At 60.5% G+C, this 14,511-nt stretch carries 14 protein-coding genes; 4 read left to right on the top strand and 10 right to left on the bottom strand.

Annotated elements, in window-relative coordinates; translation table 11 throughout:
• From CCE89_RS13475 to radA, 4 genes are read right to left on the bottom strand one after another with little or no spacing between them, the layout of a single operon-like run.
• Entirely contained in the window at positions 1-1,665 is a 1,665-nt protein-coding gene (locus tag CCE89_RS13475; RefSeq protein ID WP_086438564.1) for an MFS transporter, read from the bottom strand.
• 49 nt (positions 1,666-1,714) lie between these two features.
• Positions 1,715-2,155 carry an iron-sulfur cluster assembly scaffold protein gene (locus tag CCE89_RS13470; protein ID WP_200810353.1) on the bottom strand — a complete coding sequence of 147 codons (441 nt, stop codon included), beginning with the start codon at positions 2,153-2,155 and terminating at the stop codon, positions 1,715-1,717.
• Entirely contained in the window at positions 2,152-2,673 is a 522-nt protein-coding gene (locus CCE89_RS13465; RefSeq protein WP_086438563.1) for a CvpA family protein, read from the bottom strand. The genes CCE89_RS13470 and CCE89_RS13465 overlap by 4 nt, the downstream gene beginning before the upstream one ends.
• Before the next feature lie 11 nt (positions 2,674-2,684).
• Positions 2,685-4,052, bottom strand: coding sequence for a DNA repair protein RadA (gene radA / locus CCE89_RS13460; protein ID WP_086438562.1), 1,368 nt, complete (start codon positions 4,050-4,052; stop codon positions 2,685-2,687).
• A gap of 69 nt (positions 4,053-4,121) precedes the next feature.
• Between radA and CCE89_RS13455 the strand changes: the two genes are divergently transcribed.
• Positions 4,122-6,464: a patatin-like protein gene (locus CCE89_RS13455; protein WP_086438561.1), complete on the top strand. Its 2,343-nt coding sequence runs from the start codon at positions 4,122-4,124 to the stop codon at positions 6,462-6,464.
• On the opposite strand, the gene CCE89_RS13450 is transcribed toward CCE89_RS13455, so the two are convergent.
• The 3 genes from CCE89_RS13450 to dnaK all read right to left on the bottom strand — a co-directional run bounded on the left by CCE89_RS13450 (position 6,461) and on the right by dnaK (position 10,559).
• On the bottom strand, positions 6,461-7,348 hold the full coding sequence (locus CCE89_RS13450; RefSeq protein WP_086438560.1) for an MBL fold metallo-hydrolase: 888 nt from the start codon (positions 7,346-7,348) through the stop codon (positions 6,461-6,463). The genes CCE89_RS13455 and CCE89_RS13450 overlap by 4 nt on opposite strands.
• 69 nt (positions 7,349-7,417) lie before the next feature.
• Complete coding sequence (dnaJ, locus tag CCE89_RS13445; RefSeq protein ID WP_086438559.1) at positions 7,418-8,545, bottom strand: molecular chaperone DnaJ; 1,128 nt, start codon at positions 8,543-8,545, stop codon at positions 7,418-7,420.
• A gap of 79 nt (positions 8,546-8,624) precedes the next feature.
• A complete protein-coding gene (gene dnaK / locus CCE89_RS13440; protein ID WP_086438558.1) occupies positions 8,625-10,559 on the bottom strand; it encodes a molecular chaperone DnaK in 1,935 nt (644 codons plus the stop codon).
• Positions 10,560-10,742: 183 nt separating this feature from the next.
• Here dnaK and CCE89_RS13435 point away from each other — a divergent pair, with 183 nt between their 5' ends.
• Positions 10,743-11,216 (top strand): copper chaperone PCu(A)C, encoded by a 474-nt coding sequence (locus tag CCE89_RS13435; RefSeq protein WP_086438557.1) that lies wholly within the window; start codon positions 10,743-10,745, stop codon positions 11,214-11,216.
• A 17-nt stretch (positions 11,217-11,233) separates the two neighbouring features.
• On the opposite strand, the gene CCE89_RS15605 is transcribed toward CCE89_RS13435, so the two are convergent.
• Positions 11,234-11,509, bottom strand: a complete 276-nt coding sequence (locus CCE89_RS15605; RefSeq protein WP_407640405.1) for a hypothetical protein — start codon at positions 11,507-11,509, stop codon at positions 11,234-11,236.
• Between CCE89_RS15605 and CCE89_RS15600 the strand changes: the two genes are divergently transcribed.
• Together CCE89_RS15600 and CCE89_RS13425 are read left to right on the top strand one after the other, a co-directional pair.
• Positions 11,501-11,737, top strand: a complete 237-nt coding sequence (locus tag CCE89_RS15600) for a hypothetical protein (protein ID WP_407640404.1) — start codon at positions 11,501-11,503, stop codon at positions 11,735-11,737. The genes CCE89_RS15605 and CCE89_RS15600 overlap by 9 nt on opposite strands.
• Positions 11,734-12,306, top strand: a complete 573-nt coding sequence (locus CCE89_RS13425; protein WP_086438555.1) for a hypothetical protein — start codon at positions 11,734-11,736, stop codon at positions 12,304-12,306. Before CCE89_RS15600 ends, CCE89_RS13425 begins: the two co-directional genes overlap by 4 nt.
• A 97-nt stretch (positions 12,307-12,403) precedes the next feature.
• Here CCE89_RS13425 and CCE89_RS13420 read toward each other — a convergent pair whose 3' ends face one another.
• Positions 12,404-12,694, bottom strand: coding sequence for a glycine zipper domain-containing protein (locus CCE89_RS13420; protein ID WP_086438554.1), 291 nt, complete (start codon positions 12,692-12,694; stop codon positions 12,404-12,406).
• A gap of 63 nt (positions 12,695-12,757) precedes the next feature.
• Positions 12,758-14,506, bottom strand: coding sequence for a DUF885 domain-containing protein (locus CCE89_RS13415; RefSeq protein ID WP_234990085.1), 1,749 nt, complete (start codon positions 14,504-14,506; stop codon positions 12,758-12,760).
• Positions 14,507-14,511: the final 5 nt, after the last annotated feature.

The raw sequence follows: 14,511 nt of genomic DNA, 5'->3' as shown, positions 1-14,511 counted from the left end.
TCACGGCGTGACAGGCGATGCCGGCGGGGCATCGCCTGAATCTTCGAAGTCGCGCGGCGGCCCGCCGGGAATGCCCCAGATCGCCACGATCAGGCCAAAGGCGACAACGATCCAGGTGTACCACAGGCCGGAGTAGATATTGCCGGTGCTCGCCACAATTACGCCCGCGATCAAAGGCAGGAAGCCGCCGAGGTAGCCCGCACCGATGTGGTAGGGGATCGACATGGAGCTGTAGCGGATTTTCGGCGGGAACATTTCCGACAGGAGCGCCGCCACCGAACCGTATGTCAGCGCCGAGAGCATCCCCAGGCCGAGCAACAAGCCTACAATTCCAAGAAGATTGACTGCATCTGGTTGTTGCTTGGAAAAGTCGAAACCGTATTCGCTCAAAGCGCTGCGAATACCGTCGCGCCGTGCCGTCCCGTCCTCGAACCACGCCGGATCAAGCGCGATGGGCTGGCCCCCCGCCGCTAGCTGGAGGTTGGGGCCTTCTGTCAGCGTATAGGGCACGCCCGAGGCGGTGAGCGTCTCCAGTGCCTTGCCGCATTGTGTCTGTTCGCGGTTGAACAATTCGGCGAAGGGATCGGTCTCGCATTGCGGACCAATAACTGTGATCGGGGTTTCCTGCGCCGCGCGCTCCAGCCCCGGATTGGCGAGGCTGCCCAATCCCCAGAAAGCCGGGAACAGCAGCACTAGCGTCAACGCTGCGCCGATAATGATCGGCTTCTTGCGTCCGACACGGTCCGACCATTTGCCGACGAACACATAAAACGACATCGCGATGAGGCCGGAAACGAAAAGCAAGAGCTCGACCGTCAGATCATCGACATTCATCGGGCCGCGCAGGAAGCTCATCCCCGAAAAAAACGCGGTGTACCAGATCGTGGTCAGAATGCCGGTGATGCCGAACAGTGCCACGAAAATCCGCTTCTTGTTGCCGGGGTAGGTGAAACTTTCGACAAAGGGGTTCCTGGCCGTTTCGCCCGCTTCCTTCATCGCCCGGAAAACCGGGCTTTCAGAGAGCTTGAGACGCATCCACAGCGAAATGCCGAGCAGGATGATCGAAAGCAGGAAGGGGACGCGCCACCCCCATGCCACAAAGTCGTCAGCCGGGATCAGCCAGCGGCAGGCAAGTACAACTGCAATCGACAGCACGAAGCCGCCCGCAACGCTCGCCTGAATGAAGCTGGTGTAGAAACCGCGCTTCTCGGGCGGTGCGTGTTCGGCGACATAGATGGCTGCTCCGCCATACTCCCCGCCCAACGCCAGCCCCTGGATGACGCGGAGCAGGATTACGATAATGGGTGCAGCTATGCCGATTGTAGCAACAGTCGGAATTAGGCCTACTCCGGCCGTCGCGATGCCCATCAAGGTTACGGTGACGAGGAACGTATATTTCCGTCCCAGCCTGTCCCCGAGGAAGCCGAACAGGATCGCGCCGATCGGCCGGAATGCGAAGCCAACGGCAAAGGTCGACCAGACCAGCAGCAATCCGAGAGTCTCGTTATCGACGTCGTAAAACGCATCTTTCAGAATGTAGGCCAGCGTGCCGTAGATGAAGAAATCATACCACTCGAAGATGGTGCCGGCGCTGCTCGCACCGATGACGAGCCGGATTTCCTTGTCACTTGGCTCGCGTTGCGCTGGTTTCGCTGTCTCGGTCATGTCAGCAGCATCCTCCCCCAAAGGCCAGACTGATAATTGGTCTCACGCCCTAGCCCGTCACATTTGCCTTGGAAAGCGCATCTAGCGCCGCGTTCCACGGCAGCAGTATCGCGCCATGACGACCGGAATACGCGCCTGCTGGCTCGATCGCTTCGAACCCAGGCCATTCGGGGAGCGGCCCACCATGTTCCAGCCAGCGCGCGATCTGCTGCTGCACTGCGCTCAATTCCACACTCGTCTTTCCGCCAAGACCGCGCGCCATGATGGCAGCAGAAGCCTGCCCGATGGCGCAGGCGGAAATCTTCATTCCGACCGCATCGATCAAACCCGTACCGGTCAGTCTGAGGCCAAGGCTGGCGGTACTGCCACAGGTGCGGGAACGCCCTTCACCGCGTAGCGGGAGGTCATCAGTCAGCCGGAAATGCGCCAGTTCGGTCGCGAGAGCCAGCAGTTCAGGCGTATAGAGCTTGCCGGCAGGGCCGGTGTTCATTCGACTTCATCCGCCTCTTGTCGAAGGCGCTCGCGACGCTCGGCGATCACCTGGACCATTTCCCGTGAACCCGCATCTACGACAGGATAGGTCCGAGCCGTGCTGATCCACGCCGGCCGGCCCTCATAACCCCAGACCGTGTCGTAACCGAGCACGAGAACGGAGAAAGCGATCACGGTGATGAGCGCGCCCTTGATCGCTCCGAATCCGAAGCCAAGCACCCGGTCGATCGGGCCGAGGATCGAATTGCGAGAAGCCTCTCCGACGTTGGTCGCAATAACTTTCATTGCGGCATAGGGAATGAGCAAGAGCAACGCGAACGCGAGGATCGATGTCGTTGGCTCGGTATCGAGATATTCCAGCAGCCCCTCGGTCAAAGGCGTGTGGAGGTAATAGATTGCGAAGGCCGCAAGTATCCAGGCGGCCAGCGACAACACTTCTTGCACGAGCCCGCGCATGAAACCGCCAATCGCGGCTACGCCGACAATGATGAGCACGATGATGTCGAACAGCGTCATGGCAGGCGGAATTATGCGGTTCCCATCACCCGGTCAACGAGATTACCGAGTTGTCCCAAGCCATTGTAGGTTAACGCCCCGCCCTTCGCCTTTGCATCCTTCGGGCCGAACCCTTTTGAAAAGCCGAGTTTCTCGGCTTCGCGTACGCGCAGACTGGCGTGCGAGACAGGGCGGATTTCGCCCGCCAGCGAAAGCTCGCCAAACCATACGCTGCCATTGGGAAGGGGCTTGTCCGCCAGTGCCGAAACCAGCGCGGCTGCCACGGCGAGATCTGCCGCTGGATCGGACAAGCGATAGCCGCCAGCGATATTGAGATAGACCTCTGCGGAACTGAAATTCAGCCCGCAGCGCGATTCCAGCACCGCCAGCAACATCGCGAGCCGACCATTGTCCCAGCCCACGACCGCACGGCGTGGGGTCGCGCCCGATTGCAGCCGCACGATCAACGCCTGGATCTCGACCAGCACCGGACGCGTGCCCTCAAGTGCCGGGAAGACCGCGCTTCCTGCCAGCGGCTCATCGCGCCCAGACAGAAACAGCATCGAAGGATTGGAGACTTCTTCCAACCCCTCCTGCGCCATCGAGAACACACCGATCTCGTCTACCGCGCCGAAGCGGTTCTTGAGTGCGCGCAGGATGCGGTATTGGTGACTACGCTCCCCCTCGAAACTCATGACCACATCGACCATGTGTTCGAGCACGCGCGGTCCGGCGATATTGCCATCCTTGGTGACATGGCCCACGAGCACGAGCGCGACGCCATTTTCCTTGGCATAGCGGATCAGTTCGAAGGCGCAGCCGCGCACCTGGCTGACGGTGCCGGGCGCACCTTCGATCGTGTCGGAATGCATCGTCTGGATCGAATCGATCACCAGCAGCGCGGGCGGCTCCATCCTGTGCAGAGTGGTGAGAATGTCGCGCACGGACGTATCGGAAGCGAGGCGGATCGGCGCATCGGCAAGGCCCAGTCGGGATGCCCGCATGCGGATCTGCCCTGAGGCTTCCTCGCCGCTCACATAAACCACCTCGCCTCCAGAGCGCGCGACGGTCGCAGCAGTCTGGAGCAGAAGGGTCGATTTGCCGATACCGGGATCGCCGCCCATCAGCACGGCGGAGCCTGGCACCAGCCCTCCGCCCAGCGCGCGGTCGAACTCGGCAAGTCCGGTAGGACGACGCTTCGGCAGTTCAGCAGGCTCATTGAGCGCGACAAATTCAAGTGCCCTGCCCCCGCTCGACAGGTCGTGTTTCTGCGAGAAGACCGTCGCAGGGGCCTCTTCGCTCATCGTGTTCCATTCGGCGCAGTCGGGGCATTGCCCCTGCCAGCGGTGCGTCACACTGCCACAGGCCTGGCAGACATAGCGTTTCTTGGGCTTGGCCATGCACCGCCGATAACCGGAACATAGATAGAACGCAATTGCCTTCCTGAATTATCCCCTTACACGGAGGGCATGCGTCAGAAGGAACTCCGGATCGCTCTCGTTTGCTATGGCGGCGTCAGTCTCGCCGTTTACATGCATGGCGTCACGAAGGAGATCTGGCACCTGGCACGCGCGAGCCGCGCGTTTCATTCGCATGATGCAACGCCCCTTGCCGGGCGCACCCATGGGGTCGATACCGTCTATCGAGAGCTACTGGAATATATCGAAGACAAGCATGCGTTGAGGCTCCGTTTCCTGCCGGATATTCTCTCGGGCGCGAGCGCGGGCGGGATCAACGCAGTCTTTCTCGCCCAAGCCGTCTATTCGGGTCATTCGCTCGAACCGCTGACCGACCTGTGGCTCAAGAAAGCCGATGTCGACGAATTGGTCGATCCTGAAGCCCAGCCCATGTGGCGCTACGCAAAGTTCTGGGCACAACCGATCGCCAACTGGCTGCTCAAACGTCCCGGCAATGCCGTCAGCGAGAGTGTCTCGCCCGAAACCCGCCGGGAAGTTAGGCGCAAGGTTTCACAGCTGGTGCGGAGCCGCTGGTTCGAGCCACCCTTCTCGGGAATCGGCTTTTCGCACATGTTGTACGACGCATTCATGGCAATGGAAGCGGCCGAGCGCGGGCCTTCGCTCCTGCCGCCGCGCCACCCAGTCGATCTCTTCGTGACCGCAACCGATTTTCGCGGGCATCTCGAGTATCTTCGATTGAACAGCCCGCCAGTCGTGGAAGAGACCGAGCACCGCATGCCAATCTCCTTCCATTGCCGCGCGAAGAATGCGCCGGGATCCTCACTTGCCGATCCACTCGAATTGACGTTCGCAGCACGCGCTACGGCCAGTTTCCCCGGCGCATTTCCGCCGCTTCAGGTTGCAGAGATCGACCAGCTCGCGGCGGAGAATGGCGCGCATTGGCCGAACCGCGAAACTTTTCTCGCCCGCGTGATGCCCTCGCACTTGCGGGGAGGCAATGAGATGTCCGTGTCGCTGATTGACGGCTCAGTGTTGATCAACAAACCGTTCGGCGGGGCGATGGACGCGCTGAAAGGACGTCCGGCGCAGCGCGAAGTCGACCGGCGGTTCGTCTATATCGATCCGAGACCAGATCGCGTTGGTTCGATGCGCGAGGAAGCAGGGCGTCCGGTGGGTTTCTTCAACGCGATCTTCGGTTCGATTTCGATCATCCCGCGCGAGCAACCGATCCGCGACAATCTCGAGGCTCTCGAACAGCAATCGCGCGATGCCGAACGTCTCCGCCGGATCGTTATGGGGCTAAGGCCAGACGTCGAATACGCGGTAGAGAAGCTGTTCGGCAGAACCTTTTTCCTCGACAGCCCCACGCCCAAGCGACTCAAGAACTGGCGAGCCAAGGCGCAGCAGGCGGCAGCGCAGGATGCCGGCTATGCTTTCCAGCCCTATGCGCAGACAAAGTTCGCAGCGATCATCGAGCGGCTCGCGACACTGGTCCATGAGGCGGCCCCGCAGCTCGCTTTGCCCGATACGGCTCCGATCGAGGATGCCCTGCGCGCTGAATTGGCGAGGCGCGGGCTGGACACGCTGTCTGCGCCGTCGGGCGGTGCGAGCGATGCTGCGGTCGACTTTTTCCGTATCCATGACATGGGCTATCGCGTACGCCGCCTGCGGTTGCTCGCCCGAAGGCTCGCCCGGGATTGGGAAATCGATCCGGAGATCGATGATGAGGCGCTCGATAGGGCCCGCGAGGCCATTTACGACATCCTCGGGCATTATTTCCGCCACGACGGAGTCGATGCGCTCGGCAAGGAGTTTCCTGCCCTCGCCGCGAAGATATTCGAGAACCCCGGCGCAGTGATCGACTATTTCGCGGCCAACAGGCTGCGGCCGGAAGTCGACGAGGAAGCCGAAGTGCTCTTTGCCGAGGCGCTTGAGACGATGCCCAAGAACCTCAGGCGGCGAATGCTGCTGACCTACCTCGGCTTCCCGTTCTACGATGTCGCGACGCTCGCCTTGCTCAGGGGCGAAGGCGGCATGTCCGAATATGATGCAATCAAGGTCGACCGCATCTCTCCGGATGATGCCCGCTCGATCCGGGAAGGGGGCACACGTGCAACCCTTCGTGGCACCGAGTTCTACAATTTCGGAGCATTTTTCAGCCGCGCCTATCGCGAAAACGATTACCTGTGGGGACGCCTGCACGGGGCGGAGCGCATGATCGACCTCGTCTGTTCGACGGTCGACGGCGGCATCGACGATGCCAAGTGCCGCGAGTTCAAACGCCGTGCCTTTATCGCCATCATCGAGGAAGAAGAGCGTGTCGGGCGCTGCCGTGAAGTCTCACTTGAACTGTTGCGAGCGGAAGTCGAGGAGCGCCTCGGCCCCGCTCACTAGTCGAGGCTGTCCCAGACCGCTGCGATGAACTCATCCTCGCTGATGAAGCCCTCGCCCCGCTCGAAACTGTCGAGCGGACGGCGCGCCTGCGCATCCTCGAGCGAAACGCCAATGTCCTTGAGCGCGCGGATTCGGGTCACGGCTTCGCCCACGATATTGCGATAGGCCGTGAGACCGGCCCGGTCCGACATAGGGCCGTGGCCCGGGATGACCTTGGTATCCTCGTCCATCATCGCGATGGCGCTATCGATCGAGTATAACGCCTTTTCGATCCCGCCCCCAGACGACACGTCGATAAAAGGCCAGCCCGGCGAGTTGAAATACAGGTCGCCCATGTGGACGACGTTCTTCTCGCGCCAGCGCACGATGCTGTCACCATCGGTATGACCGCCGCCGAGAAACATCACGTCGATCGTGTCGCCATTGAGGTGGAGCGTCACGCCGCGCTCATAAGTAACGACCGGGAGAGCCTCCGCAGGCGCTGGTGGGATTTTCCAGCGGCCATCGGGATCACCGACCTTGAGGCGCTTGCGGACATTGTCATGCGCGAAGATCTTGGCGCCGCGCTTGCCGAAGTTCTCGTTTCCGCCGGTGTGATCGAAGTGCCAATGGGTGTTGATGACATATTCTGCCGGGCTTGCGCCGAGGCCAGCAACAGCTGCTTCGATTTTCTCGGTGAGCGGCGCAAACTGATCGTCGATGAGGATCGTCGCATCTTCGCCGTGACTTACACCGATATTGCCACCCGCGCCGAACAGCACGGCAACGCCCGGCGCAACCTCCTCTGCCGTGATCTTCACGTCATTCAGGTTACCCTGAGCAAGCGTCGGCGTTGCAAGCAGGATTGAAAGGGCGGCGAAGCCCGATGCGGCAGTACGGTTCATGGGAAAGTCCCCTCCTCTGTTTCTCCACAGCCTATCCGCAGCCGCCGAGAGAGTCACGGGACTAGCGCGTCAACCGCCGAAAGCGTCCTTGAGCTTGTCGAAGAAACCGCGACTTTCGGGGCACTCCTCGCCGGTTTCGGTTTCCCGAAACTCCACAAGGATTTCCTTCTGTTTCTTCGAAAGCCTGGTCGGCGTTTCGACCGCGATTTCGACCACCAGGTCACCCCTGCCGCGTCCTTGCAGGACCGGCATACCGGCACCGCGAACGCGCAATTGCTTGCCCGACTGGATGCCAGCAGGGATGTCCACCGTGTTCGTCTCGCCCGACAGGTCTGGAATATCGACCGAGCCGCCGAGCGCGGCAGTCGTGAAGCTGATCGGAACGCGCGTAGCGAGCGTCGTCCCTTCGCGGTGATAGACCGCATGCGGTTTCACATGAACGAAGATGTAGAGGTCGCCGGACGGCGCACCGCGCGGCCCTGCTTCACCCTTGCCGGAAAGGCGGATACGTGTGCCGGTATCGACGCCGGCGGGAATTTCGACTGCAAGCGATTGCGGACGATCCACCCGTCCTTCGCCGCGGCAATCACTGCACGGGTCTTCGATCACAGCTCCGCGGCCATGGCAGGTCGGACACGGACGTTCGACAACGAAGAAACCCTGCTTGGCGCGGACCTTGCCCATGCCATTGCACAGGTTGCATTCGCGCTCGCCGGTACTTGGTGTCGCGCCCGAGCCGTCACAGGTCTTGCAGCTTTGCGAGACTTCGATCTCGATCTCGGTCGATTTGCCGTGGAACGCCTCGTCGAGCGAGATTTCCATGTCGTAGCGCAGGTCGGCACCGCGGCGCCGCTGCTGGCGAGCACCGCCACCGCCGCCGAAAGCGCTGCCGAAAATCGTTTCGAAGATGTCTCCGATATCGCCGAAGTCGGCGCCCGGATGGCCACCACCGCCGCCCATGCCCTGCTGGAAGGCAGCATGGCCGAAACGGTCGTATGCCGCGCGCTTCTGCGGATCCTTGAGGCAGTCATACGCCTCGTTGATCGCCTTGAACTTGGCTTCGCTCTCGCCGCATCCCGGATTCTTGTCCGGGTGATACTTCATTGCGAGCTTGCGATAGGCGCTCTTGATCGTTCCTCCGTCGGCATCGCGGGAAACTTCGAGCAGTTGGTAGTAATCTATTTCAGTAGCTGACATTTCGACCCCGTCCGTCCGTCAAACGTTAACCGCCACCGGCGCGAATTGCACCGGTGGCGGTTTCGTTTTCATCAGGACATCAGCCCTTGTTGTCTTCGTCGACTTCCGAGAACTCGGCATCGACAACGTCATCGTCTTCCGATGAGCTGCCTGAAGCTTCGCCCTCACCAGCTTCACCTGCAGGAGCGGCAGAAGCCTGCTCCTTCTCGTAGATCTGCTGGCCCATCTTCATGGCTGCATCGGTGAGAGCCTGAGCCTTGGCATTGATCGCGTCGACATCGTCGCCTTCGAGCGCTTCCTTGGTTTCGGCCAAGGCGCTTTCTACGGCCGACTTGGTATCGGCATCGATCTTGTCGCCATGCTCTTCAAGCTGCTTCTCCGTCGCATGGACCAGGCTTTCGGCCTGGTTACGCGCTTCGGCGGATTCGCGACGCTTCTTGTCTTCGTCAGCGAACTTTTCGGCATCCTGGACCATCTGGTCGATATCGCTTTCGCTGAGACCGCCCGAGGCCTGGATCTTGATCTGCTGCTCCTTGCCGGTGCCCTTGTCCTTGGCCGACACGTTGACGATGCCGTTCGCGTCGATGTCGAAAGTGACTTCGATCTGCGGCACGCCGCGCGGCGCCGGAGGGATGCCGACGAGGTCGAACTGGCCGAGCAGCTTGTTGTCCGCCGCCATTTCACGCTCACCCTGGAAGACCCGGATCGTCACCGCATTCTGGTTGTCTTCAGCGGTCGAATAGGTCTGCGTCTTCTTGGTCGGAATCGTCGTGTTGCGATCGATCATGCGGGTGAATACACCGCCCAGCGTTTCGATACCCAGCGATAGCGGGGTGACGTCGAGCAGCAGTACATCCTTGACGTCGCCCTGAAGGACGCCCGCTTGAATGGCAGCACCCATGGCCACGACTTCATCGGGGTTCACGCCGGTGTGCGGCTTCGAACCGAAGAACTGTTCGACCACTTCGCGAACCTTGGGCATGCGGGTCATACCGCCGACCAGGATCACTTCGTCGATGCCGTCCTTGGTAACGCCCGCATCTTCGAGCGCCTTCTTGCAGGGCTCGAGTGTGCGCTTGATCAGGTCACCGACCAGCTTTTCGAGGTCCGAACGGCTGATCGTTTCGACGAGGTGCAGCGGGGTGGAGCTGCCGCCTTCCATGCGTGCGGTGATGAAGGGCAGGTTGACCTCGGTCGTCTGCGAGCTCGACAGCTCGATCTTGGCCTTTTCCGCCGCTTCCTTCAGGCGCTGCAGGGCAAGCTTGTCCTGCCGCAGGTCCATGTTTTCCTTCTTCTGGAACTGGCTTGCGAGATATTCGACGATTTCATTGTCGAAGTCTTCACCGCCGAGGAAGGTGTCGCCATTGGTCGACTTCACTTCGAAGACGCCGTCGCCGATTTCGAGGACGGAGACGTCGAAGGTGCCGCCGCCAAGGTCATAGACAGCGATGGTCTTGCCATCTTCCTTGTCGAGACCGTAGGCGAGCGCGGCCGCAGTCGGCTCGTTGATGATACGCAGGACTTCGAGGCCGGCGATCTGGCCGGCGTCCTTCGTCGCCTGACGCTGCGCGTCGTTGAAGTAGGCCGGAACGGTGATGACCGCCTGCTTGACGTCTTCACCGAGATAGCTTTCGGCGGTTTCCTTCATCTTCTGCAGGATGAAGGCGGAAATCTGGCTGGGCGAATACTCTTCGCCGCCCGCTTCGACCCAGGCATCGCCGTTCTTGCCCTTGACGATGTCGTAAGGAACGATCTCCATGTCCTTCTTGGTCATCGGATCGTCGAACCGGCGACCGATAAGGCGCTTGATCGCGAACAGCGTGTTGTCCGGATTGGTCACTGCCTGGCGCTTGGCCGGCTGACCGATCAGACGCTCGTTGTCCTTGGTGAAGGCAACGATCGAAGGCGTCGTGCGTGCGCCTTCCGAATTCTCGATGACCTTGGGTTTACCCCCATCCATGACGGCTACGCAAGAGTTCGTGGTGCCGAGGTCGATACCGATAACTTTGGCCATTATTTCCCCATTCTCTTCAATAGTTGGACACCGCGCGATCGGATCCCCGTCCAAGGCGAAACCGGTTGGCGGCTCTAGGTAAAGGTGTGTTACCCGGGTGATATAGGTGCGGTTTCGCTTGGCACAAGGGATCAGGCGGACTAGTTTCCGCACCATCCAAAAGGGGGAGAAATCCAAGTGAAAATGAACGGGTTTGCAGTCGCACTTCTGGCAGGGGCGAGCCTTGCCGTGTCCGCTTGCGGGGGTAACGAAGCCCCGGTCGAGGCCGAGCCTGAAGGCGTTCCGGGCATGTCTGTCGAAAATGCGCGTATGGTCCTCGCACCGGTCGCGGGCAATCCGGCAGCAGTCTATTTCGATCTGTCGTATGAAGGGGATCGCGGGCTCACGATCCGCCGTGCCGATGTTGCAGACGCCGAGAGCGCGATGCTGCACGACTATGGCGAGTACGACTTCAAGGTGCAGATGATGGAAGCGCTGCCGATCGGCATCAAGAAAGGCGACAAGGTCAGTTTCGAGCCCGGCGCCAAGCATGTGATGGCGATGAACGTCTCGCCCGACCTCAAGCCGGGAGATACCACCGAAGTGACGCTGACCGTGTCCGGCGGTGACAAGTTCAGCTTCCCCGCAGAGGTACGCGCCGCCGGGGAAGATCGCTGAGCGCAATCGAACCGCTATCAAAAGAAATACCGCTCGCCCCCAGCTGTCCGGTTGGCGGCGAGCGGCCACTGACACCCGGCGAGATTGTTCTCGCCCGCACAATCTTCGGCGACGCGATCGACTACGAAAAAGTCACGATCCGCCGCCGCAAGTGGTTTCCGTTCCAGCCACGACGCATCACGATGGCGCCCTGGGGGCACCTCCACTTCCATCCCCGCGGCGAAGCCTATTGCGATGATTTCGCTAGGGTGAAGATCCAACGCCAGGCGCATTTCATCCACGAAATGACCCATGTGTGGCAGACCCAGACGCACGGATGGTGGTATCTGCCACTCGTCCGGCCCTTTTCACGCAGATACGATTACAGCCTCAAGCCTGGCTGGCCGTTGAACCGCTACGGTATCGAGCAGCAGGCGGAAATCGTGCGCCATGCTTTCATGCTGCGTAACGGGATGCGGATAGCAGGGGTCGCGGATGCCAAGGCATACGATCTGATCGTCAATTTTCCCGGTGCCGCATGACAGATTTCGAATATATCATCGTGCTTTACGCCCTGCTCCTTGGCCTGTCTCTGGTCGAGCTGCTTTCCGGCTTCGGCAGAACGCTGGAGCGTGAGTTCGAAACAGCTTCCGATGGGCAACGCTTCTCAATCGGCTGGCTAACGCCGCTGCTGGGGCTATTCGTTATTCTCGATCTGCTGTCGTTCTGGATATTTGCCTGGACTATCCGGTCCCTACTCGAAGTCACGCCCACGACCTTGCTTGGCGTAATCCTGTTCGCTGGTGCGTATTACCTTGCGGCGAGGCTTGTCTTCCCGACAAATCCGGACCGGTTCAAAGATCTGAACAACCACTATTTCCGCGTCCATCGCACGATAATGGCAATCCTCATCGGATTGGTTTTCGTGCAATGGTTTTATCTCCTGAGCTTTGAGCAGATCAGGACGCAAATGCTGTCACCGCTTAACATAGGACTGACTGTCATGCTTGTCGCGATGATGGGCGCAACCTTGATATTCAAGAACCGTCATGTTCAGTCCGTGCTGCTCGTGGCGCTCAACTTGCGCTATCTCGTCCTCTATCTTCTGTAGCGATGAGGCTGCGATTGGTGCGCTCTGAAGCCTTCGAGCGGTTGATCACAAAAAAGGGGGCCAGCGTGGCCCCTTTCGTCGCTCTTCGCTGGCTCAATTACCAGTAACGCGCATAGCGATCGTTGTAGCGGCAATCGTCATCGACGTAGCGACCATCGCCATAATAGCCGTCGCATTCGTCGTTCTTGTCGGTCGCATATCCGACTACGCCACCGATCGCGGCGCCAGCGAGGGCATAGGTCTCGATATCTTCGCCTAGAATAGCGCTAAGTCCGGCGCCTGCAGCGGCACCCGCAGCAGCACCTTCCACTGCGTAATTCTGTGCACATGCGCCAAGGCCAAGGGTGGAAAGAGCCAGTGCGGGGGCGAGTAAAAGCTTGTTGTTCATCGGAGTTCTCCGTTTGCGTCCCTGTCTCGGAACTTACGGACGAAACCCCTGCCTGTTCCGAGATTAGTCGTATTCGACCCCCGGAAGTCCTTTCCCCCCATCGGCAATAAAGGCATCGATGCGTTCCTCGAGGACCGGGAGCGGAACCGAGCCAAGCGACAGTATGACATCGTGGAATTTGCGAATGTCGAAGTCGTTGCCAAGCTCCGCTTCGGCCTTCGCGCGAACACGGCGAATGGTCATTTCGCCAAGCTTGTAGGCAAGCGCCTGCCCCGGCCAGCTGATATAACGATCGACCTCTGTATTGACCTCATGCTCCGAAAGCGCCGTGCGCGTAGCGAGGTAGTCCACCGCCTGTTCGCGGCTCCAGCCATAGTGGTGAATACCGGTGTCGATCACGAGGCGGACAGCGCGCCACATTTCGTAGCTCAGCCGTCCGAAGCGCTCGTAAGGCGTGCGGTAGATGCCCATCTCTTCGCCGAGATATTCAGTGTAGAGTCCCCAACCCTCCCCGAAGCCGGAGAAATAGGTCTGACGGCGGAACTTCGGCGCTTCGGGTTGTTCGAGCGCGATCGCCGCCTGGAAACTGTGCCCCGGAGCGCACTCGTGCAGTGTCAGCGCCGGGATATTGTAGAGCGGCCTGGAAGGCAGATCGTAAGTGTTCATCTGGCAGTATTCGAGGCCACCGCGCCCGGCAGTGTAGAACGGCGCGATGGCGGGATCGACCGGCCTGATCGAAAAGCGGTGGCGCGGCAGGAAGCCGAAATACTTGGCCAGCTCTCCATCGACGCGCTTGGCCGTGTAGGCGGAGACACCCATCAACTCGTCGCCCGTGTCGGCGACAAACTGCGGATCGGTGCGCAGGAAGGTGACGAACTCGGGCAGCGTTCCTTCGAAACCCGCTTCGGCCTTCACCTTTTCCATCTCGGCGGTAATGCGCGCGACTTCCTCAAGGCCGATCTGGTGGATTTCCTCGGCAGTCATATCGAGCGTCGTAAATTGTCTGATCTGCTGCGCGTAGAAGGCCGGGCCCTCAGGCATGGCGTTGGCGGCGAGCGATGTGCGAGTTTGCGGCAGATACTCGTCACGGAAAAAGGTGAGAAGCTCGCGATAGGCAGGCGTCACTGCGTCAGCGATGGCAGCACGGCCTGCGGCCTGCAGACGATCGGCATCAGCCTGCGAAAACCGCTCAGGCATCCTCTTGAATGCACCCCAGAACGGGCTCTCCTCAGGATCATCGACGACATAGGCCACGAGAGAGGCGTCGCGCCCTTCCAGCGTCACCCGGGGTACCGAAAATCCACGCGCCAGCCCGCTGCGGGCATTGGCGATGTTCTCGTCGAAATAGCGCGGCAGATCGCGCATCCGCGAAATGTAGCGCTCGTAATCCTCGACCGTCTGGAGCGGCCGCGTCGCGGCAAGATAACTCCAGAAATTGTTGTCGGAATCGAACGGCATTTCCCACTCGCGGAAACGCGCGTCGCCGATCTCTTCCTGAAGCAGGGTTTCGAATACGGCCGCGTCGATCCGCTCGCGTTCGGTGAGCGCATTGCGATCGATTGCGGCCAGCGCCTCAAGCATTTCTTTCGCATACTGAGCGCGCGCAATCTGAGCCTCAGGCGTCACCGACGAGAGCCGCGCACCGGCACTGGTGCTCCCGTTTGCTTCCTCGATCCGGCCCGATTGCTCGACCTGGTAATCGTAATAGCGCTCGGTCAGTTCGGAGAGCTTCTCGCCCTCGCTCTCCGCCATCGCAGGCGTCACGGCGAAAAGGGAGGCGAGGACCGCCACCCGTGTGATTGCAGTCCTCATCATGC

The sequence above is a fragment of the Altererythrobacter xiamenensis genome, assembly GCF_900177715.1.
Taxonomy (GTDB): Bacteria; Pseudomonadota; Alphaproteobacteria; order Sphingomonadales; family Sphingomonadaceae; genus Erythrobacter; species Erythrobacter xiamenensis.
This window is presented reverse-complemented; position numbering and strand designations above follow the sequence as displayed.